Source organism: Sulfitobacter faviae (assembly GCF_029870955.1).
Taxonomy (GTDB): domain Bacteria; phylum Pseudomonadota; class Alphaproteobacteria; order Rhodobacterales; family Rhodobacteraceae; genus Sulfitobacter; species Sulfitobacter faviae.
In genome coordinates this window covers 1,728,530-1,749,932 of record NZ_PGFQ01000001.1, presented here as the reverse complement: position 1 = coordinate 1,749,932, position 21,403 = coordinate 1,728,530, and the positions used below count along the sequence as shown (strand labels likewise).

The 21,403-nt window shown below is 64.6% G+C and carries 14 protein-coding genes and 7 pseudogenes; 11 read left to right on the top strand and 10 right to left on the bottom strand.

Annotation, left to right across the window (positions count from 1 at the left end; genetic code table 11):
• Window positions 1–40 precede the first annotated feature (40 nt).
• Both CUR85_RS09000 and CUR85_RS08995 read left to right on the top strand, forming a co-directional pair.
• Window positions 41–799 carry a 4Fe-4S dicluster domain-containing protein gene (locus tag CUR85_RS09000; RefSeq protein ID WP_067265660.1) on the top strand — a complete coding sequence of 253 codons (759 nt, stop codon included), beginning with the start codon at window positions 41–43 and terminating at the stop codon, window positions 797–799.
• A complete protein-coding gene (locus CUR85_RS08995) occupies window positions 799–1,674 on the top strand; it encodes a dimethyl sulfoxide reductase anchor subunit family protein (protein ID WP_067265663.1) in 876 nt (291 codons plus the stop codon). Before CUR85_RS09000 ends, CUR85_RS08995 begins: the two co-directional genes overlap by 1 nt.
• A 59-nt stretch (window positions 1,675–1,733) precedes the next feature.
• Here CUR85_RS08995 and dapA read toward each other — a convergent pair whose 3' ends face one another.
• Window positions 1,734–2,609, bottom strand: coding sequence for a 4-hydroxy-tetrahydrodipicolinate synthase (dapA, locus tag CUR85_RS08990; RefSeq protein WP_067265665.1), 876 nt, complete (start codon window positions 2,607–2,609; stop codon window positions 1,734–1,736).
• Between the two features lie 128 nt (window positions 2,610–2,737).
• Here dapA and CUR85_RS08985 point away from each other — a divergent pair.
• Window positions 2,738–4,701: pseudogene (locus CUR85_RS08985) on the top strand (lytic transglycosylase domain-containing protein).
• Here the strand turns inward: CUR85_RS08985 and CUR85_RS08980 are convergent.
• Together CUR85_RS08980 and mnmC2 are read right to left on the bottom strand one after the other, a co-directional pair.
• A pseudogene (locus CUR85_RS08980) lies at window positions 4,666–5,543 on the bottom strand (DMT family transporter). The pseudogenes CUR85_RS08985 and CUR85_RS08980 sit on opposite strands and share 36 nt — an antisense overlap.
• Window positions 5,540–6,214 (bottom strand): tRNA (5-methylaminomethyl-2-thiouridine)(34)-methyltransferase MnmC2, encoded by a 675-nt coding sequence (gene mnmC2, locus CUR85_RS08975; protein ID WP_067265668.1) that lies wholly within the window; start codon window positions 6,212–6,214, stop codon window positions 5,540–5,542. The pseudogene CUR85_RS08980 and the gene mnmC2 overlap by 4 nt, the downstream one beginning before the upstream one ends.
• A 57-nt stretch (window positions 6,215–6,271) precedes the next feature.
• On the opposite strand from mnmC2, the pseudogene CUR85_RS08970 reads away from it, so the two are divergent.
• A pseudogene (locus tag CUR85_RS08970) lies at window positions 6,272–7,307 on the top strand (NAD(P)/FAD-dependent oxidoreductase).
• 57 nt (window positions 7,308–7,364) lie between these two features.
• On the opposite strand, the gene CUR85_RS08965 reads toward CUR85_RS08970, so the two are convergent.
• Together CUR85_RS08965 and CUR85_RS08960 are read right to left on the bottom strand one after the other, a co-directional pair.
• Entirely contained in the window at window positions 7,365–8,021 is a 657-nt protein-coding gene (locus CUR85_RS08965) for a YiaD family glycine zipper/OmpA-like lipoprotein (RefSeq protein ID WP_067265672.1), read from the bottom strand.
• A gap of 98 nt (window positions 8,022–8,119) precedes the next feature.
• Complete coding sequence (locus tag CUR85_RS08960; RefSeq protein ID WP_067265676.1) at window positions 8,120–9,022, bottom strand: methylated-DNA--[protein]-cysteine S-methyltransferase; 903 nt, start codon at window positions 9,020–9,022, stop codon at window positions 8,120–8,122.
• Window positions 9,023–9,133: 111 nt separating this feature from the next.
• Between CUR85_RS08960 and nth the strand changes: the two genes are divergently transcribed.
• From nth to CUR85_RS08945, 3 genes and pseudogenes are all read left to right on the top strand, one after another.
• Window positions 9,134–9,778, top strand: a complete 645-nt coding sequence (gene nth / locus CUR85_RS08955; RefSeq protein WP_067261161.1) for an endonuclease III — start codon at window positions 9,134–9,136, stop codon at window positions 9,776–9,778.
• Window positions 9,775–10,763 (top strand): annotated as a pseudogene (locus tag CUR85_RS08950) (adenosine kinase). The gene nth and the pseudogene CUR85_RS08950 overlap by 4 nt, the downstream one beginning before the upstream one ends.
• A gap of 2 nt (window positions 10,764–10,765) precedes the next feature.
• On the top strand, window positions 10,766–11,359 hold the full coding sequence (locus CUR85_RS08945; protein WP_067261154.1) for a GNAT family N-acetyltransferase: 594 nt from the start codon (window positions 10,766–10,768) through the stop codon (window positions 11,357–11,359).
• A 13-nt stretch (window positions 11,360–11,372) separates the two neighbouring features.
• Here the strand turns inward: CUR85_RS08945 and CUR85_RS08940 are convergent, their stop codons facing one another.
• Window positions 11,373–11,855, bottom strand: a complete 483-nt coding sequence (locus CUR85_RS08940; RefSeq protein WP_067261152.1) for a hypothetical protein — start codon at window positions 11,853–11,855, stop codon at window positions 11,373–11,375.
• A pseudogene (locus tag CUR85_RS08935) lies at window positions 11,852–12,333 on the bottom strand (RNA pyrophosphohydrolase). The gene CUR85_RS08940 and the pseudogene CUR85_RS08935 overlap by 4 nt, the downstream one beginning before the upstream one ends.
• Window positions 12,334–12,514: 181 nt before the next feature.
• Here CUR85_RS08935 and CUR85_RS08930 point away from each other — a divergent pair.
• The 4 genes and pseudogenes from CUR85_RS08930 (at window position 12,515) to zapE (ending at window position 17,898) form a co-directional block, all read left to right on the top strand.
• A pseudogene (locus CUR85_RS08930) lies at window positions 12,515–14,541 on the top strand (FAD-dependent oxidoreductase).
• A 75-nt stretch (window positions 14,542–14,616) separates the two neighbouring features.
• Window positions 14,617–15,558 (top strand): zinc transporter ZntB, encoded by a 942-nt coding sequence (locus CUR85_RS08925; protein ID WP_067261148.1) that lies wholly within the window; start codon window positions 14,617–14,619, stop codon window positions 15,556–15,558.
• A gap of 144 nt (window positions 15,559–15,702) precedes the next feature.
• On the top strand, window positions 15,703–16,608 hold the full coding sequence (locus CUR85_RS08920; protein ID WP_067261147.1) for a LysR family transcriptional regulator: 906 nt from the start codon (window positions 15,703–15,705) through the stop codon (window positions 16,606–16,608).
• A 231-nt stretch (window positions 16,609–16,839) separates the two neighbouring features.
• On the top strand, window positions 16,840–17,898 hold the full coding sequence (zapE, locus tag CUR85_RS08915; protein WP_067261145.1) for a cell division protein ZapE: 1,059 nt from the start codon (window positions 16,840–16,842) through the stop codon (window positions 17,896–17,898).
• A gap of 299 nt (window positions 17,899–18,197) precedes the next feature.
• Here the strand turns inward: zapE and CUR85_RS08910 are convergent.
• The 3 genes and pseudogenes from CUR85_RS08910 to CUR85_RS08900 all read right to left on the bottom strand — a co-directional run bounded on the left by CUR85_RS08910 (window position 18,198) and on the right by CUR85_RS08900 (window position 21,380).
• Window positions 18,198–19,468, bottom strand: a pseudogene (locus CUR85_RS08910) (bifunctional folylpolyglutamate synthase/dihydrofolate synthase).
• Complete coding sequence (gene accD / locus CUR85_RS08905; RefSeq protein ID WP_136720227.1) at window positions 19,465–20,424, bottom strand: acetyl-CoA carboxylase, carboxyltransferase subunit beta; 960 nt, start codon at window positions 20,422–20,424, stop codon at window positions 19,465–19,467. Before accD ends, CUR85_RS08910 begins: the two are co-directional and overlap by 4 nt.
• A 56-nt stretch (window positions 20,425–20,480) precedes the next feature.
• Window positions 20,481–21,380 carry a CPBP family intramembrane glutamic endopeptidase gene (locus tag CUR85_RS08900; RefSeq protein ID WP_067268047.1) on the bottom strand — a complete coding sequence of 300 codons (900 nt, stop codon included), beginning with the start codon at window positions 21,378–21,380 and terminating at the stop codon, window positions 20,481–20,483.
• Window positions 21,381–21,403: the final 23 nt, after the last annotated feature.

Below are 21,403 nucleotides of genomic sequence, written 5' to 3'. Positions count from 1 at the left end.
CCCCGCGCGCCGTGAGAACGACCCTTCAGGACCGCCAGACATGACCACGCTTCCGCAACAGACCGACCGTAAACTCGGCCTCGTGATCGACCTTGATACCTGCGTCGGCTGTCATGCCTGCGTGATCTCCTGCAAAGGATGGAACACCGAGAACTACGGCGCGCCGCTGTCGGACCAAGACGCCTATGGCGGCGACCCGTCGGGCACCTTCCTCAACCGGGTGCACAGCTACGAGGTCCAGCCCGAGGCGGGCGCGGCGCAACTGGTCCATTTCCCCAAATCCTGCCTGCATTGCGAGGACGCGCCCTGCGTCACCGTTTGCCCCACTGGCGCGAGCTACAAGCGGGTCGAGGACGGCATTGTGCTGGTCAACGAAAGCGATTGCATCGGCTGCGGCCTCTGCGCCTGGGCCTGCCCCTACGGTGCGCGCGAGATGGATCAGGCGGCCGGTGTGATGAAGAAATGCACCCTCTGCGTCGACCGTATCTACAACGAGAACCTGCCGGAAGAAGACCGCCAACCCGCCTGCGTGCGCACCTGCCCCGCGGGCGCACGGCATTTCGGCGATCTGGGCGATCCCGACAGCGCTGTCAGCCAGCTTGTGGCCGAGCGTGGCGGCGTGGACCTGATGCCCGAGCAGGGCACCAAACCGGTCAACAAATACCTGCCGCCGCGCCCGCGCGACACGCTTGGCCCTCCCGAGGGCGAGATCGACGTGCTGGCCCCCTTCCTCGCCCCAGTGGACGAAGGGCCGAAGGGTTTTCTCGGCTGGCTCGACCGCACTTTGGAGAAGCTCTGATGCATCCGGCGCCTTCCGTTATTCTGTTCAGCAGCCTGTCGGGCATGGGATTTGGCCTGCTTGCGTGGCTCGGGATCGGCCTGCCTGCGGTGACCGGCTGGGTGGCTTTCGTCTTCTTCGCGCTGGCCTATCTCTTGGCCGTGGGCGGGCTCATCGCCTCGACCTTCCACCTTGGCCACCCGGAGCGTGCGCTCAAAGCCTTCACCCAATGGCGCAGCTCTTGGCTCAGCCGGGAGGCTTGGGCCTCGGTCGCGGCCTTGCTGACCATGGCCGCCTATGGCGCGGGGCTGGTGTTTTACGACACGCGGCTTTGGCCCTTGGGGGTGATCGGTGCGGCGCTGTCGCTGCTGACGGTGCTGACCACGGCGATGATCTATACCCAGATGAAAACCGTGCCGCGCTGGCATAGCGTGATGACGCCGCTGAATTTCCTGTCGCTCAGCATCGCGGGCGGTGCCCTGCTGGCGGGGCAGGTGACGGCGGCGATGATCCTGCTGGCGCTGGCCGGGGCGGTGCAGATCGCCACATGGTGGCGCGGGGATCGGGCGCTTGCGGCCTCAAACAGCGATATCGCGACGGCGACGCGGCTGGGGCCGCAGGGCAGCGTCCGCGCCTTCGACCCGCCCCATACTGGCAACAACTATCTGCTACGGGAATTCGTCTATCAGATCGGGCGCAAACATGCGCTGAAGCTGCGGGTGATCGCGATTGCGCTGATGGTGCTGCTGCCGCTTCTGCTGTTGCTCTCGCCCGTGTTTCACCACCTTGCCGCCGGTCTTGCGGTGCTCAGCCATGCGGCAGGGGTGCTGACCGCGCGCTGGCTGTTCTTTGCCCAAGCCGAACATGTGGTCGGCTTCTATTACGGCAAACGCTGAACGCAAAAGAGGGGGTGTCTCCACCCCTCTTCGTATCGACCAACCTGTTTACAGTAGGCTTAGTTCATCAAACCCGCATGGCGCAGGGCCGCATCGACCAGTTCCTTGGTCGGGTCGGTCAGTTCCGTGAGCGGCAGACGCACCTCGTCCGAGCAGAGGTCGAGCCGCGACATGGCGTATTTCACACCCACAAGCCCCGGTTCGGTAAAGATCGCCTTGTGCAGCGGCATCAGACGGTCTTGAAGCTCCAACGCTTTGGCATAATCGCCCTCAAGACAGGCGGCCTGCATCTGCGCCACAAGGCGCGGCGCGACATTGGCGGTGACCGAGATACAGCCAACGCCGCCTTGGGCGTTGAACCCATGCGCCGTGGCGTCTTCGCCGGAGAGTTGGCAGAAATCCGGGCCGCAGGTGATGCGCTGATCGCAGACACGGGCCAGATCGCCGGTGGCGTCCTTGACGCCGACGATGCGCGGCAGTTGGGCCAGTTCGCCCATCGTTTCGGGCATCATATCCACCACCGAACGGCCGGGGATATTGTAGATGATGATCGGCAACTCACAGCAGTCATGCACGGCAGTGAAATGCGCCACCAACCCGCGCTGCGTCGGCTTGTTGTAATAGGGCGTCACCACCAGCAGCGCATCCGCGCCGACCTTTTCGGCGTGACGGGCAAGGCGGATGCTTTCGACCGTGTTGTTCGACCCGGCGCCCGCGATGACCGGAATGCGGCCCGCGACGGCTTTGACCACCTCTTCGACGACGGTCTCATGCTCGGCATGGCTCAGCGTTGGGGATTCGCCGGTGGTGCCGACGGGGACAAGCCCGCTCGACCCTTCGCCGATGTGCCATTCGATAAGTTTCTTGAGCGTATCCAGATCCAGCGCGCCGTTGCGAAACGGCGTGACGAGGGCAGGCAGAGAGCCTTTGAACATGTGCACGCTCCTTAATAAGTGCTGGCCGGTGGAAAACCGGACTGGATGAGGGCTTTTGCGGGCGCTACGGTTTGATAAACGGCGCCCGAGCCATATGTTGCAAGGCTCTAGCCTCGGAGACGTGGGAAATGCAAGCGATGACGCGCCTGATGGCGATCCTCATGAGTGTTTTTATCCTGACCGTGCCTGCGGAGGCGCAGCGGCCACGGCCTTTGGGCTGGGCGATGGATGCGATGCGCAGCGGCAATTGGGACGCCGCCGCGGCGCTGGCTGCCCGTGACGGGCAAGTCGCCGCCGATGTGATCGAATGGCACCGGCTGCGCGCCGGGCGCGGCACCTATGCCGACACGCGCGATTTCCTGAACCGCAGACCCGACTGGCCCGGTGAGGCTTATTTGCGCCGGCAGAGCGAAGCGGCGGTCATCAAACAGGGTGAGAGCGAGATACTGGATTTCTTCTCGGCCATGGCCCCGCAGACCCCGCGCGGCGTGCTGGCCCATGCGGAGGCGCTGATCAACAGCGGCCAGCGCGGTGAGGCCGAGGCGAACCTCGTTCTGGCGTGGCGCACCATGCCGATGAACGCCAGCAGTCAGGCCCTTTTCACCGAGGCGCATGGCAGCCTTCTGGCCCCGCACCACGCGGCCCGGCTGGAAGAGATGCTCTGGCAGCGCGAACATTCCGAAGCGCGGCAGATGTTCGATCTGGTCTCAAGCGCCGATAGGGCGCTGGCGGAAACCCGCATCGCCCTGCAAAAGCTGGAAAGCGACGTGAACGCCAAGATCGACGCGCTCCCCGCCTCCAAATCCGATGCGCCGGGGCTGGCGCATGACCGCTTTGAATGGCGCATCCGCAAGGGGCTGCGCGAAGATGCCAAGGATCTGATGCTGGCGCGCTCGACCTCGGCTGTGGCTCTCGGCCAGCCCCCAGATGGGCCAACCGTCGCCGGGCCTTGGCGCGGGATGAAATGCGCAATGGCGATGCGCAGAGGGCCTACCGGCTGGCGTCGCAGCATTTTCTGACCGATGGCTCGAATTATGCCGATCTCGAATGGCTCTCGGGCTATATCGCGCTGCGGTTCTTGGACGATCCCACCACCGCTCTGGGCCATTTCCAGAACCACGACAACGCCGTGGAATCCCCCATCAGCCAAGGCCGCGCGGGCTATTGGCAGGGCCGCGCGTTAGAGGCGATGGGCGATGCTGAGGGCGCGGCGAAAGCCTATGCCATGGGGGCGGAATACCAAACCTCCTTCTACGGGCTGCTGGCCGCCGAACGGGGCGGCATCCCCTTTGACGAAAAGCTCGCGGGCCCGGCACCTGATCAGGACTGGCGCACCTCTCCGCTGGCCCGTGCGCCCCTGTTCGAGGCCGGACTGCTGCTGCAAGCCTCGGGCGAGCTGTCCGCCGCCGAGCGGTTCTGGACCCATTTGGCCGAGCAACTCGTCCCCGAAGACATCGCCCTGCTGGGGCAAGCCGCCATCGACGTGGGCCAGCCGCATATCGCGGTGATGATCGGCAAACGCGCCGCGCAGCGGGGGCTGGAGGTGCCCGCCCCCTATTACGCGCTGCACAGTCTGGTGGAGAAAGACCTGCCGATGGCGACCGAGATGACCCTCGCCATCGCGCGGCGTGAAAGCGAGTTTGACCCGAACGTGCAAAGCGGCGTCGGCGCGCGCGGCTTGATGCAGATCATGCCCGCCACGGCGCGGGATGTGGCGCGCGATCTGGGCATCTCAGGCCAGCACACGACGGACCGGCTGACCGCCGACCCCGATTACAACGCGCGGCTTGGCGCGACCTATCTGTCACAAATGGCTGGGCTTTTCGACGGCAATGTCTCCATGATGTCGGCGGCCTATAACGCGGGCCCCAGCCGTCCGCGCCGCTGGATGTCGACCTATGGCGACCCGCGCAAGGGTGAGATCGACATCGTCGATTGGATCGAGATGATCCCCTTTCGAGAAACGCAAAACTACGTCATGCGGGTGACCGAAAGCCTGCCGGTCTATCGCGCCCGTCTGGGCAAAGACCCGCTGCCGATCCCCTTTAGCGCAGAGTTAACCGGGTCGACGTTGAAGGCGTTCGCGCCATAGGGTGAACAGCCCCGCTGCCACGATCATGCCCGCGCCCAGCACCACGCTGGGGCGCAGCACCTCGTTAAAGACCGACAGGCCGATGATCACGGTAAAGATCAACTGCGTATAGGCGAAGGGCTGCACCGCGCTGGCCTCGGCCACCTCGTAGCAGCGGATCAGCAGCCAATGGCCGGTGACCCCGGTGATGCAAAGCGTGCCCATCAACAGCCAGTTGCCCGGCGTCATCGGCTCCCAAAACCAGATGCCGACCGCCGTCATGACCGCCGCGCCGGTGACGCCCGTCCAAAAGAAACTCGTCGCCGTCGTGTCGCGCCGCGCGACATAGCGGGTCAGCAGGCCATAGACCGCGAACATCGCCGCCCCTGCCAGCGGGATCGCGGCGGCAGGATCCACCACCCGAAGACCGGGTTGCAAGATCACCAGCACCCCGACAAAGCCCACACCAATCGCGGCCCACCGCCGCCAGCCGACTTTCTCGCCCAAGATCGGACCAGACAGCGCCGCCACCAAAAGCGGGTAGCAGGTAAAGACCGCATGGCTCTCCACCAAGCCCAAAATGGTGAAGCCCAGCACCATCATGCAAATCTGCGCCGAGAGCAGCACCCCCGCAGGATTTGCACCGCGGGCTGTGTCGTGGCGGCGGCGCGGCGGATGCCGCCTGCCTTGCGCATTGCCAGCGCGATCACGAAGGCCGCGAAAAACCAATAGCGGATCATCACCACCATTAGCACGTTGTAGTTCTCGGCCAGATGGCGCGACAGCCCGTCTTGGACGGCGAAGACCATCGTCGTGGCGATCATCAGCATGATGCCGAGCGGGATATTGTTGGACTGGCTCATGCGGGCATCCGCGCCCGGGTCATATGGCGTTTGCGACCATAGCCGGGGATGCGGGAAACCTCAAAACCGCCCGCCGCGAGGGCCCGGCGCACGAAGCCCGCGGCGGTATAGGTGGCGGCACTGCCGCCCGGTGCGGTATGGCGTGCCACCTCGGCCATCAGATCATCGCCCCAAAGCTGGGGGTTCTTGGCCGGTGAAAACCCATCAAGGAACCAAGCATCGGCCTGACCCTGCCATGCGGGCAGGGTTTCGCGCGCGTCCCCGATGATAATCTCGGCCCGCAGGCCGGGCAGTTCCAACACGCCACCCGCGCCATCCCACGCCGCCGTCAGCGCATCGCGCCGCCCGTCGAGCGCGGGAAAGGCCGCATGGGCCTGCGCCATATCCTCGGGCCGCATCGGGTAGGCTTCGAAACTGGTGAAATGCAGCGGCCCGTCATGGCCCGCCCGCATCCAAGCATCCCATGCCAGCAACAGGTTCAACCCGGTGCCAAAGCCAAGCTCGGCAATGTGAAAGCCGGGGCGGAACCTCTCAGGCAGGTCATTTCCTGCCAGAAAGACATAGGCCGTCTCAGCCGCGCCATCTTCCAAGCTGAAGTAGGGGTCATCGAACTGGGTCGAAACGGGCACTTGGCCCGCGCGCCACGTGATCTGGGCATTCTGGTCTGGCACGGCACGTCCTGCTAGAGGGGGAAGAAGTCGCGCAGACACTGCGCAAGCTGGCAGGGAATGGCAATGGTGGATGTAACCGTAAGAGGGGCCGGGATTTTTGGCCTGTCGGTGGCTTGGGCCTGCGTCCGGCGCGGGGCGGTGGTGCGCGTGGTCGATCCGTCAGGACCGGCGGCGGGGGCGTCGGGCGGGATCGTGGGCGCGCTGGCGCCGCATGTGCCGGAAAATTGGAACGCCAAGAAAGCCTTTCAGCTTGAGAGCCTACTCAGCGCCGAAGCCTTCTGGGCCGAGGTCGAGGCTGCGGGCGGTCGCGCGCCCGGCTATATCCGCAGCGGGCGCTTGCAGCCGGTGGCGGATGACGCGGCCCTCGCGCTGGCACGGCAACGGCAGGACACGGCAGCCGCGCTTTGGCAAGGCCGCGCCCGGTGGGAGTTGATCCGCGCCGAGAGCGACGATTGGGCCCCGCAGAGCCCCACGGGCTGGCTGATCCGGGACACGCTAAGCGCCCTCGTCCACCCGCGTCACGCCTGCGCGGCACTGGTCGCGGCACTGGCGGCCAAAGGCGCTGAGATCGTGGCCGAGGCCCCGATATAGGTCTGACCCTCTGGGCCACTGGGGTCGCGGGGCTGGAGGCGCTGAATGCGGGCCATCCGCGTTTGGTTGGCGCGGGCATCAAAGGGCAGGCCGCGCTCTTGCGGCTGGATCGGGGCGGTGCGGCGCAGCTTTTTGCCGATGGGGTCCATGTGATCCCGCATCTGGATGGCACGATAGCCGTGGGCGGCACGACTGAGCGAGAGTACGACAGCCCCGACAACACCGATGCACAACTCGACGCGGTGATCGCCAAGGCCCGCGCGGCGGTGCCCGCGTTGCAAGACGCGCCGGTCGTCGAACGCTGGGCCGGGCTGCGCCCGCGCAGCCGCAGCCGCGCGCCGATGCTGGGGCCGTGGCCCGGCAAGCCGGGGCATTACATCGCCAATGGCGGCTTCAAAATCGGCTTCGGCATGGCCCGAAAGTGGCAGAGGTCATGGCCGATCTTCTGCTCGAAGGGCGCGATGCCATCCCCAAGGGTTTCAGGGTCGAGGACAACCTCTAGGCCAACAAAAAACCCCGGCCACTGGCCGGGGTTCACTGTCACTGTCTAAGGTGCGGTTTAGCGCGCGTTGGGCAGGATCACGATCTCGACCCGGCGGTTTTGCGCTTTGCCAGCGGCGCTCAGGTTGCTTGCCACAGGCTGGCTTTCGCCACGGCCGAATGTCTGCAAACGCTGCTGCGGCACGCCGTTGGACAGCAGGATGTTACCCACGGCCTGCGCGCGACGCTCGGAAAGCTGCTGGTTATAGGCCGCTTCGCCATCGCTGTCGGTGTGGCCCACGACTTGCAGGGTGGAGTTCTGATAGATGTTCACGTTCTGCGCCAGCGCGGCCAGATCGTCACGCAGGGCGGGCGATACGCTGGTGCTGTCGGTCGCAAAGAGGATGTCTTGCGGCAGTGTCACGATCAGACGGTCGCCGGTGTTGGTGATCACCACGCGGCTGTCCATCGCGGCGCGCAACTCGGCCTCTTGCTTATCGAGCGAATAGCCGACGCCCGCGCCGATCGTGCCGCCGATCAAAGCGCCTTTCAGCGCGCCTTTGCCGTCACCTTCGGAAATCGCACCGGCAAGGGCCCCGACGCCCGCACCGATCAAAGCGCCATTCTTGGTCCGCTGGTTGGGATCGCCATTGCCCGGCTGCATCGGCTGCGTACAGGCACCCAGTGTCATCGCGCCAGCCAGAGCGGCGGCCAAAGTCATCTTCGAAGAAATCATGTCTACTGCCTTCATGTTTGCGGCCCCGTTCGGGCGGGGCATCTTGACGTGAACGCAATATAGGCACGCAAAGTTCCCAAAAACATTACATATAACCGCTATTCGGCAGAAACCCGCCCAGAGGGAGCTGTTTGCGCCTCTGCCCGTGCCGCCTCGAAGGCGAGCATTGCGCGTTTCACCGGCAGCCCCCAGTGGTAGCCGCCCAAGCCCCCGCTTTTGCGCAGCGCCCGGTGACAGGGGATCAGCCAACTCACCGGATTGCGCCCTACTGCCGTGCCCACGGCACGCACGGCGCGGGGGCTGCCGATGCTCTGCGCGATTTCGGAATAGGTGGTCACCTGCCCTGAGGGGATGCTCAGCAGCGCCTCCCAAACCTTGATTTGAAAGGGCGCACCGATGAGGTAGAGCGGCGCCTTCGCCTCGGGGTCTTTCCGCCGCCCAAAGGCCGCGTCGACCCATGCCTGCAACCGCGCGGGGGCCTCCACGAAATCGGCGAGCGGCCAGCGGCTGCAAAGATCCACCATCGCCGCATCCTCCCCCACTTCCGACGACAGCGCGAGCCCGCAGATGCCCTTGTCGGTGCCCATCACCAGTGTCGGGCCAAAGGGGCTGTCGAACCAACCCCAGTAGATCGTCAGCCCCGCGCCCTTGCGGGCAAACTCACCGGGGCTCATCGCCTCCCAGCGCAGGAAAAGGTCATGCAACCGTCCGCTGCCCGACAGCCCCAATTCATGCGCCGCCGCCAGCGTGGTGAAACGGTCGCGCAGCATGACCTTGGCCTGATCCAGCATCAGATACTGCTGGTATCGCTTCGGCGAGACCCCCACCCAGCGCGAGAAAAGCCGCTGGAAATGCGCGGCGGACATGCCCATCTCGCCCGCGATCCAATCGAGTTGCTTTGGGTCTTCGGCCTCGTCGATCAGGGCGATGGCGCGGCGCATCACCTGATAGTGGTACCCCTGATCTTCGGGCGCGGGAGAGAGCTGTGCGATCTGTGTCATGCCACCAGATTAGCCGCGCCCCTGCCCCCGTGCGACCCGTTTCTTGCGCCATCGCCCCCCAAGCCCCGCCCCCGCTTGCCCTGCCGCGCCATTCATCGCATACCCTGAGCCATGGCCCGCCAACTTGATTATCATACCATCCGCGAGATCTTCGCCCGCTTCCAACAGGCAGAGCCTGAGCCCGAGGGCGAGTTGGAGCATGTGAATGTCTATACGCTCGTCGTGGCCGTGGCGCTGAGCGCGCAATCGACCGATGCGGGCGTCAATAAGGCGACGCGCGACCTGTTCAAGATCGCCGACACGCCGCAAAAGATGCTCGATCTGGGGCTTGAAGGGCTGATCGACCATATCAAGACCATCGGCCTCTACCGTCAGAAGGCCAAGAACGTCATCAAGCTAAGCCAAATCCTGGTCGACGATTACGACGGCGAGGTGCCCAATTCCCGCGCCGCGCTGCAATCGCTGCCGGGCGTCGGGCGCAAGACCGCGAATGTGGTGCTCAATATGTGGTGGGGCCAGCCCGCGCAGGCGGTGGACACGCATATCTTCCGCGTCGGCAACCGCACCGGGATCGCACCGGGCAAGACGGTCGACGCGGTCGAGCGCGCCATCGAAGACAACATTCCCGCCGATTTCCAGCGCCATGCCCATCACTGGCTGATCCTGCATGGCCGCTATCACTGTAAAGCCCGCAAACCCCTGTGCCGCACCTGCATCATCCGTGACCTGTGCCAATACGAGGACAAGACAGAATGACCCAATACGAAGTGGTTGGCATCGGCAACGCCGTCGTCGACGTGATCTCCCATGCCGATGACAATTTCCTTGCCGACAACGGTATCGAGAAAGGCATCATGCAGTTGATCGAGCGTGACCGCGCCGAAGACCTCTATGCCGCGATGCAAGACCGGGTGCAGACGCCGGGCGGCTCGGTCGCCAATACCGTCGCAGGCGCGGGCGCGCTGGGCCTCAAGACCGCCTTTATCGGGCGGGTGCGCGATGATGAGTTGGGCCAGTTCTATGCCAAGGCGATGACCGATATCGGGATCGACTTCGTCAACGCCCCCGTGGCGGAGGGCGAGAACCCGACCTCGCGTTGCATGATCTTCGTCACCCCGATGGGGAGCGGTCGCTGAACACCTACCTCGGCATCTCGACCGGGCTGACCTCGGCCGATGTGCCGCAGGCGGTGACTGAGAAGGCCAAGCTGATGTTCCTCGAAGGCTACCTCTTTGACCATGAGGCCGGCAAAACCGCCTTTCGCGAGGCCGCGCGGGCCGCGACGGCGGGCGGCGGCATGGCGGGCATCGCCATCTCCGACCCCTTCTGCGTGGAGCGTCACCGCGACGACTTCCTCGCGCTGATCGAAAACGATCTGGGCTATGTCATCGGCAATGAGGCCGAGATTCGCGCCCTTTGGGAAACCGACGACACCGAAGCCGCACTGGCCAAAACCGCCGAGATTTGCCCGCTGGTGGTCTGCACCCGCTCGGGCGACGGGGTCACACTGGTCCGGGGCGCAGAACGGGTCGACGTGCCGGTCGAAAAGGTCGTGCCGGTGGATGCCACGGGCGCGGGCGATCAATTCGCGGCGGGCTTCCTCTATGGCCTTGCCACGGGCCGCGATCTTGAGACCTGTGGCCGCATGGGCAACATCTGCGCGGGCGAAGTGATCCGCCACATCGGCCCCCGCCCCCAGACTGACATCATGGCCCTGTTCAAGGCCGAAGGGCTGGTCTGACTATGATCGAGAACGGTTTTCACGATGTCCCGCCCGGCAAACTGGCCGTGGTGGTGACCCATCTTGAGATGGACGCCAAACCCAGCCTGCGGGAGGTGCCCCTGCCCGAGGGTGTCACCTTTCGGAAGGTCACACCGACGCCCGACTGGTTTCGGGACATTTTCCGGCGTGTCGGGATGGATTGGCTCTGGTACGGGCGGCTCAAACTGGATGACGCGGCCCTCTCTGCGCTGCTGCAAGACCCGGCGCGGGACTTTTATACGCTGACCCGCGATGGCAAGGACGAGGCGCTGCTTGAGTTGAACTTCCCCGAAGATGGCAGCTGCGAATTGGCCTATTTCGGGCTGACCTCTGCACTGATCGGCAGCGGCTCGGGGCGGTATCTGATGAACCAAGCGATCACGCTGGCATGGGAAAAGCCGATCACCCGGCTGCACCTGCATACCTGCACCAACGACAGCCCGCAGGCGCTTGGCTTTTATGTGCGGTCAGGCTTCATCCCGGTGCGCCGTCAGGTTGAGATCGATGATGATCCGCGTCTCACAGGGCTGCTGCCCCGCGATGCGGCACCGCAAGTGCCGCTTATCGAGGCATAAGACTGCCGCCGGATCACCGAACCGGCGTGCACTCCGCCCCTTGGAAACAGGCGATCACCTTATCCACCATGGCAGGCTTCGGAGAGCCGAAAAGGTCGCCCCCGCAGGGATTGCTTTCCAACGCATAGGCCCCATCCGGCTTGCGTTCGAGGAAGGCCAGAACATCCCCCTCTTCGGCAGAGCCGCACCAAGGGCCAAAACACTGAACGTTGAGCGTCAAGGGCTGGTCAAAGGGCACGTCAAAGCCCCCTTCGGATAGCGCCTTGCCGCTGATCTGCGCCCGGATCGGCGTCTCTTCGGGCGGATTGATCCCGATGGTGCCGCCCTTTGGCAGGGCGCTGGCGTCAAAGGTCAGACGCCCCTGCACCACGACATAACTTTCCTCGGCCTTGGCCGCGCGTTGATAGGTCGCCTCGACCGAATGGGGCAGACAACTGAGCGCAAGAGCGGGCAGCGGGGCCAAAGTGGCGAGGGCGCAGGCGATGATCCGTGTCATAACTTCTCCTCAAACTCTTCAAGAACCGCCGCATAGACCGCACGTTTGAACGGCACGATATGCGCGACCAGTTGATCTGCGGGCATCCAGCGCCATTCGGAGAATTCAGGCTCAGCCGTCTGGATATTGACCTGATCGTCCTGCCCCAGAAAACGCATGAGGAACCATTTCTGTTCCTGCCCCGGTAGCGGCCCTTCCAAATGTTGGGCACCAGTTCATGGGGCAGATCATAGGGCAGCCAGCTTGTCGTCTCGGCTTCGACCCGCACCAGATTGCTGGGGATGCCGGTCTCTTCCTCCAACTCACGCAGGGCCGCATCGCGCGCGGCCTCGCCCTTGTCGACCCCGCCTTGGGGCATCTGCCAAGCGTCCTGATCCCGGTCGCGCCGCTGGCCGACAAAGACCTCCCCCTCGGCATTCACCAGCATCACGCCGACGCAAGGGCGGTAGGGCAGTTTGGCAATCTCTTCGGGGGTCATGGGGGCAGGTCTCCTGAATGGCGTTCATTTGGGAGTTAGCACGACCAAGGCGCGGCTCAAAGCGATCACATCGCGGCTATGACGTTTCGCCAGCGACATCGTTGACGCGGCGTTTCGCGTGACTTGCCCTGCCGTTTCCGATGGTGTCACAGTGACCCAGCCCACCCAGAAAGGTAAAGCCATGTCCGACTATCCCCACCTGCTTGCCCCGCTCGACCTTGGTTTCACCACGCTGAAGAACCGGCTGTTGATGGGCTCGATGCACACCGGGTTGGAGGAGACGGGCGATTGGAACCGCGTGGCGGAGTTCTATGCGGCACGGGCGCGGGGCGACGTGGGGCTGATGGTCACGGGCGGCATCGGGCCGAACCGCGAAGGCGCCGTGGCCCATGGCGCGGCGATGATGGTCAGCCAGAAGGACGTGGATAACCACAGCATCATCACCCAGCGGGTGCATGAGGCGGGCGGCAAGATCGCCATGCAGATCCTGCACGCGGGCCGCTATGCCTTCACGCCTGAATGCGTGGCCCCGAGCGCGGTGAAATCCCCGATCTCCATGTTCGCGCCCAAGGCGTTGGACGAGGAAGGCATTGAGAAACAAATCAGCGACATCGCCGCCTGCGCCCTGCGCGCCCGCGAGGCGGGCTACGACGGGGTCGAGATCATGGGCTCCGAGGGCTATTTCCTGAATCAGTTCCTCGTCACCCACACCAACAAGCGCGAAGACCGCTGGGGCGGGTCTTACGAGAACCGGATGCGCCTGCCGCTGGAAGTCGTGCGCCGCGTGCGCGAGACGGTGGGCGAGGATTTCATCCTGATCTACCGGCTGTCGATGATCGACCTCGTGCCCAACGGCTCGACCTTCGAAGAAGTCGTGCAACTGGCCCAAGAGGTCGAGAAGGCGGGCGCCAATATCATCAACACCGGCATCGGCTGGCACGAGGCGCGCATCCCCACGATCGCCACCTCGGTGCCGCGCGCGGCCTTTGCATGGGTCACGAAAAAGCTGATGGGCAAGGTGGGCATCCCGCTCATCACATCGAACCGGATCAACACGCCGCAAGTGGCCGAAGAAGTGCTGGCCGAAGGCTGCGCCGACATGGTCAGCCTCGCCCGTCCGATGCTGGCCGATGCCGATTTCCTCGCCAAGGCGAAGGCCGGTCAGGCCGACCAGATCGCCCCCTGTATCGCCTGCAACCAAGCCTGCCTCGACCATACCTTCGGCGGCAAGATCTCCACCTGCCTCGTGAACCCGCGGGCGTGTTACGAGACGGAGTTGCGGATCGAACCCGCCGCAAGCCCGAAATCCATCGCCGTTGTCGGCGCCGGGCCTGCCGGGCTCTCGGCAGCGATCACGGCGGCGGAGCGGGGCCACAAGGTCACCCTCATGGACCGCGCCTCCGAGATCGGCGGGCAACTCAACCTCGCCAAACAAGTCGCGGGGAAGGAGGAGTTCTGGGGCCTCGTCGACTGGTACCGCACCATGCTCGAGGTCCACGGCGTGACCGTGCAGCTTGAGACCGAAGCCACGAGCGAGGCGCTCTCAGGCTTCGACGAGGTCGTCATCGCCACCGGCGTCGTGCCGCGCGACCCGGAGATTCCCGGCCAGAACCGCGGCAACGTGGTCAGCTACATCGACGTGCTGAACGGCACCGCGAAGGTCGGCCAGCGGGTCGCGGTGATCGGTGCGGGCGGGATCGGCTTCGACGTGTCGGAACATCTGGTCCACGACGGCGAGAGCAGCACGATGAACCTGCCTGAATGGATGCGCGAATGGGGCGTTACCGATCCGGGCGCGCACCGCAGCGGCCTCGCCCCGAAGGGCCGCAACCCCCGGCGCCGGCGCGGCAGATCACCATGCTGCAACGCAAGACCAGCAAGCCCGGCAAGGGTTTGGGCAAGACCACGGGCTGGATTCACCGCGCCTCGCTCACCATGCGCAACGTCAAGATGATCGCCGGCGTGAACTACGAACAGATCGACGACGCGGGCCTGCATATCTCCTTTGGCGAAGCGCGCGAGAACCCCACGGTGATCGAGGCCGACACCATCGTGCTCTGCGCCGGGCAATTGTCCGAGCGCAGTCTCGCTGACGCACTGGAGGCGCGGGGGCAGACCTGCCATGTGATCGGCGGCGCGGATGTGGCGGCGGAACTGGACGCAAAACGCGCCATCAACCAAGGCACACGGCTGGCCGCAGGGCTGTAAGCGAGGGGCGGGCGCTTGGCCCCTTGCGCCCCGCCCTAGATCGCCGCAGGATTGCCAAAACGATCCAAGGTCTCCATGCCCCTCTGCGTCTTCGACATCTATGAGGACGGCACCGCGCAGGTGCCCTCCGACGACAACCTCACCGGGCCGGGGCGCTACCGCTGGTGGCACTACGACATGGCCGATCCGGCGCTGGCGCCGTGGCTGGCCAAACACCTGCCCGAGATCCCGGCGGGCGCATTGCTACAGCCCGAAACCCGCCCGCGCTGTGATGAATATGACGACGGTCTGATCCTGAACCTGCGCGGCATCAACCTAAACGAAGGGCAACAGGCCGACCAAATGGTCTCCGTCCGGATGTGGGTGACGGATGCGGTGGTGATCACCGTGCGGATGCGCCGGGTCTTTGCCATAGATGAGCTGCGCGCGCTGGCTGCCGAGAACAACGCGCCACCCCGGCCTTCGGCCTTTGTCGAGGCGCTGGTCTCTCGGCTGACCGCCCGGGTGCAGGTCGAAGTGGCGCGGCTGGCGGATCGGACGGCCTTCTATGAGGCCGACCTCGAAGACCACAGCACACCGCCGCCGAAGGAACTGCCGGTGACCCGCCGCAGCGCGATCCGGCTGGAACGCTACCTCGCCCCGCAACGCCACGCGCTGGAGCGGCTGGCCACGCTGGACCTGCCGCTGGTGCCGGACGTCGACGCGATGAAGCTGCGCGAACTGGCCAACCGCACCGCCATCGTGGTCGAGGAATTGGACGCGCTACAGGAACGCATCGTCACGGTGCAGGACGAACACGACAACCAGGTCGCGCAGCGACAGGCGCGGCACAGCTACATGCTCTCCATCGCCGCCGCGGTCTTTTTGCCGCTGGGATTCCTGACGGGGCTCTTCGGCGTCAACGTGGGCGGGATGCCCGGGGTGGACGATCCGCAGGCCTTCGCGATCCTTTGCCTCGCCATGGTCGGCCTCGCCGCCATCATGCTGGCCGTGCTGAAATGGCTGCGCTGGCTGTGACAGGCGGGGAAACGGATTGTTCTGCCGTTTCCATGCCATGAACGATCCCCGCAAAGACCACGGGACTGTCTTGCCTCCGCCCCGATCCTGCCCGAATTGGCGCCCATACCTGACCGCAACAAGATCAATGCGAAGGGACAGGCAATGGACCGCCTTACGGAAATGGAAGCGTTTGCCACTGTGGTGGATCAAGGCGGCTTTACAGATGCTGCCAAGAAGATGGGGATCTCGAAATCCGCCGTTTCAAAGCATGTCTCCTCGCTTGAGGCGCGCTTGGGCGCACGATTGCTGAACCGCACCACCCGCCGCGTCTCGCCCACCGAGATTGGCCTTGCTTACTACGACCGCGCCCGCCGGGTGCTGAACGACGCGGGCGAGGCCGATGCCTTGGTCACTTCGATGCAATCCGCGCCCTCGGGGCTGCTGCGGATTTCGGTCGCGACGGATTTCGGCGTCAATCATTTGTCCCCCGCCCTGTCGGAGTTCTTGCAGGACTTCCCCGATATCACCGTGAACATGGTGCTGAACAACCGCTACGTTGAGTTGATCTCGGAAGGCTTCGACATGGCCGTGCGGATCGGGGAGCTGGAAGACAGCACCCTGCGCGCCCGCAAATTGACCGAGACCACCAAACGCATGATCGCCAGCCCGAAGTATTTCGAGCAATACGGGCGGCCGGAAAAGATCGACGATCTGAACAATCACAAGCTGCTGCATTACTCGAACCAGTCGTCGGGCAACGTGTGGAAACTGACCGCGCCCTCGGGCGAGAAGCGGCAGGTGCGCACCGCCGGTTGGCTGTCGGTCAATGACGGGCAGAGCCTTTTGAACGCCGCGATTTCGGGGCTGGGCATCGCCTACCTGCCGAGCTTCCTCTACGCCGAGGCGATGGAGAAAGGTCTGGTCGAGGACGCGATCCCCGATTTGCCGCTGGAGACGCAGGGCATCTACGCCGTCTATCCGCCGGGCCGTTTCACGCAGCCCAAGGTGCGGGCGTTTATCGACTTTCTGGTGCATGAATTTGCCGAGAAGGGGCCGGCGGACTGGTAACAGCCGCGATTGCCACTTGGCCCGGAATCAAGCCGTAGGCGCCGGGCCATCGCCTGCCCGCCCGGACGGGTAGGCGATTGGGCGAGGCTGGGTACGACCTTGCGAACGCACACAATGGTTGAGCCATAAAGTGGCAACGCCATACCGCCTGATCGCCGACCCGCGGGCAGGCGATGGCCCTCTCACAAGACCACCTTTCCTCTCCCCCACCAGCACGCTATCTCTCTCGCCATGAGCAACATGCGCGAAACCTACGCCCGGCTTGTCGCCGAGGGCAAACTACAGGCCGACCCGGCCCAAGAAACCGTCATGGCCGAGTTCGACCGCATCCGCGATGCGCTGGCCAACCCGCCGAAGAAAAGCTTTTTCCGCAAAGCCCCAGAGCCCCCCAAGGGCCTGTACCTATGGGGCGGCGTCGGGCGCGGCAAATCCATGCTGATGGACATGTTCGTGGCGCATCTGCCAGACGTGCCTGCGCGGCGCGTGCATTTCCACGCCTTCATGCAGGAAATCCACAACGCCATGCATGAGGTCCGCAAGACCGGCGTGGATGACGCTATCGCGCCCGTGGCCCGCGACGTGGCGGAAAGCGTCCGCCTGCTGGCCTTCGACGAAATGCAGATCACCGACATCACCGACGCGATGATCGTGGGCCGCCTGTTCGAGGCGCTCTTCGCCGCGGGCGTCGTGGTGGTCACCACCTCGAACCGCCTGCCCGATGACCTCTACAAAAACGGCATCAACCGCGAGGTTTTCGTGCCCTTCATTGACCTCATCAAAGAGCGGATGGTGGTGCATGAATTGGCCAGCCCGACCGACTACCGCCAAGACCGGCTGGCAGGGTCGCAAGTCTATTTCACACCCGTCAACGCCGAAAGCCGCGCCGCGATGGACGCGGTCTGGGACGATCTTGCAGGGGCCGAGGGCGAACCGCTAACCCTACACGTCAAGGGCCGCGAAGTGACCATACCGCAATATCACAACGGCATGGCCCGCGCCGGTTTTCACGCGCTCTGCGGCCAGCCCTTGGGCGCGGCGGATTACCTCGCGCTGGCGCAGGCGGTGCGGGTACTGCTGCTAGACAACATCCCCACCCTTGGCCGGTCGAATTTTAACGAGGCGAAGCGTTTCGTCACCCTGATCGACGCGCTTTATGAGGCGAAGGTGCGGCTGATCTGCTCCGCCGCCGCCGCGCCGGAAATGCTCTACCTCGAAGGTGAAGGCACCTTTGAATTTGAGCGTACAGCCTCCCGCCTGCGGGAGATGCAGGGGGAAGACTGGGGACGCTGACCGCCCCCGGCCAACCGATCAGGAATCACTGACCGGCTGCATATGCAGGTCATTGCCCTGCAGGAAAGGGTGGTAGGGCCGTTCGACCTCATAAAGCCACCACAGGCCACCCGCGATAATTGCGAGACCTACGGCCATGAAGATAAATTGAAATTTCCGTGCATTATCCTGATCGTGACGCGCGGACCGGCTGAAACTGCGCATGGGGACACCTCGGTCAAATTCGAAAGGGGAGACTTCCGTGACTAAGATATACCAAATCTGCACCTCGCAGCAGCGGCACACCCAAATATGGTTAATTAGACGTTTTCACGCAACACGCTACCGGCAAGGTAGAGCGAGCCGCAGATCAGCACACGCGCATGGGGTTCGCGGGCGATGATCGCCTTGAGCGCCTCGGTGACGGTCTCGGCCTCTGCGGTCTCGAACCCCACATCGCGCGCCACCTTCGCCGTCGTCTCGGCAGGCAGGGTCGCCGCCTCGCCGGGGATCGACACGGCGGTAAGGCTTGCCGCCTCTGCCGCCAGCGGGCGCAGGTATCCGGCAATGTCCTTGGTGTTCAACATGCCGCAAATCAGATGCGTCGGGCGTTTCGGCAGGGCCGCCAGCGTGGCCGCCAATGCCGCCCCCGCAGCCGGGTTATGGCCGCCGTCGAGCCACAACTCGCCCTCGGGCGCCATATCGGCAAGCGGCCCGTCTGACAGCCGTTGCATCCGCGCGGGCCACTGCGCCTGCGTCACGGCAGCCTCACAGGCCTCTGCATCGACGCCAAGTTGGCGCAGCGCGGCCAGCGCGGCCCCGGCGTTCATGATCTGGTGGTCGCCGGGCAGATTGGGGCGCGGCAGATCAAGCAGGCCGCGCTCATCCTGATAGACCATGCGCCCGGCTTCGGGCGCGACATGCCACTGCTGACCATAGGCCAAGAGCGGTGCGCCAAGTTTCGCAGCGCGGTCTTCGATCACTTCAAGCGCGGGGTCTTCCTGCTTGCCGACCACGCAAGGGACAAGCCGCTTGATGATACCCGCCTTTTCCCCTGCGATCTCGGCCAGTGTTTCGCCCAGATATTGCTGATGATCGACCGAGACCGGGCTGATCACGGTCAAGGCGGGATCGACCACATTCGTCGCGTCGAGCCGTCCTCCGAGGCCGACTTCGAGCAGGGTATAATCGGCAGGCACCCGCGAAAAGGCGAGGATCGCGGCGCAGGTCGTGATCTCGAAATAGGTGATCTCTTCGCCGCCATTGGCGGCATGGCATTCGTCCAGCACGGCGGCGAGGTCCGGCTCCGAGATCAATTCCCCGCGACCCGGATGCGCTCATGAAACCGCGCCAAATGCGGCGAGGTATAGGCGTGCACCGTCTTTCCCGCTGCCTCCAGCCCGGCGCGGATCATCGCTTGGGTCGAGCCTTTGCCATTGGTGCCCGCAATATGGATCACCGCCGGCAGGTCGTTCTGCGGATTGCCCAAGGCATCGAGCAGCCGCCACATCCGGTCGAGCGTCAGGTCGATGATCTTGGGGTGCAGCGCCATCATCCGTTCAAGGATGACGTCGGATGAAGGCGTGCTCATTTCTTCTCTGGCGTGTCGGCGGGCAGATCTGCTGCGGCCTGAACGGCGGCGGCGGCCTCGGCCACCTCAAGCTCTTCGGGGGCGGGCAAGTCGCCGCGCACGGCAGGGGGCAGGCCCATCAGCATGCGGGTGATGGTGATCAACTCATCACGCATCTCGGTCCGCTTGGTCACCCGGTCGAGCATCCCGTGGTCGAGCAGGTATTCCGCGCGCTGGAAGCCCTCGGGCAGTTTTTCGCGGATGGTCTGTTCGATCACGCGCGGCCCGGCAAAACAGATCAGCGCATTCGGCTCGGCGATCTGCACATCGCCCAGCATCGCGTAGGACGCGGTGACGCCCCCGGTGGTGGGATGGGTCAGCACGACGATGTAAGGAAGCCCCGCCTCTTTCAGCATCTGCACGGCGACGGTGGTGCGCGGCATCTGCATCAGGCTCAGGATGCCCTCCTGCATCCGCGCGCCACCGGCGGCGGAGAACAGCACCAGCGGGCGCTTCAGCTTCACGGCTTCCTCGGCGGCGGCAATGATTGCATTGCCGACATACATGCCCATCGACCCACCCATGAAGGAAAAGTCCTGCGCGCAGGCGACGATCGGCGTGCGACCAATATCGCCGGTCACGACCAGCATCGCCTCATGCTCACCGGTCTGCTTTTGCGCGGCCTTCATCCGGTCGGGATAGCGCTTCTGGTCTTTGAAATGCAGCGGGTCGGGTGTGGGCGCCGGGACCTTCACCTCGGTAAAGATGCCACCGTCGAACAGCGCTTTGAAGCGCGCGCGGGGGCTGATGTGCATGTGATGGCCGCAGTTCGTGCAGACGTTCAGATTGTCCGCCAACTCACGGTGAAACAGCATGGTGCCGCATTCGTTGCACTTGGTCCACAGATTGTCCGGCGTCTCGCGGCGCGAGAAGATCGAGTTGATTCGCGGGCGGACGTAGTTCGTGATCCAGTTCATTGGCAGGCCTCTGCTGTGGTTCCGTCCCAGATAATCCCCGCATGGGGAAATTGCAATCAGCGGCGTATCGCCAGCCGCGCCGCCAGCCATGAGACCAGCATCAAGGCGAAGTCCACCGGCAACCATGAGCGCAACGCCGCCGCGTCATCCATCGAAAAGGGCGTGAGATAAAGCGCCAGCCCCGAAAGATCATCCGGCAAAGAGACAATGAGAATGGCCGAGACATTGTTCCACAGATGCACCGCGATGGCGGGCCCAAGCGAGCCGGAGCGCGCGGTGAGGTCCGCCATCAGGATGCCGAAAACCCCGGCCCAAAGCGCCACCATCAGCGCGTTCTCCCCCGCCTCGGCAGGCAGGTAATGGCCCGCTGCGAACAGTACCGACGGCAGCACCATCCAGATCAGCGGCGCGTTGAACCGCGCCGCGAGTTGCTGCTGCACATAGCCGCGAAAGACGATCTCTTCGGCGCTGACCTGCACCAACACGGCCAGCAACGACAGCGGCAAAAGCAGCAACCAGCGGCCCAAGGGCAGGTTCGGCGTCAACTCACCGCCCATGTCCCAAGGCGGCAGGACCGCCAATGCGACGCCCAGCAGCAACATCGCCCCCGAAACCGCGCGAAAACCGGGCCAGAGCCGCCCCGGCAGGCCAAAAAGGCTCCCCGCGCTGCGCCGGTGCACGATCCGCACGGTCACGGCGACGGCCATCGCCATGGTGCCAAAGCTGAACAGCAGCAGATACATCGCCTGCGGCGTGGCCCCTTTCAGAAGATCGCCATGCAGCGACGGGGCCGCCGATCCCGCCAGCCCATAGACCGTCTGAAAGTAAAGCTCGTTCAGCGCGACATAGGCCACCACGGCCACGAACAGCCCCAGAAAAAACCGCCACAGTGCCGAGGTCTTGCGCGCGGGCGCGACAAAGGCCGCGTGGGCGCTGTAATCGGGCCGCCAGTTCATCAGCGGCGCCGTTCAAATCGGGG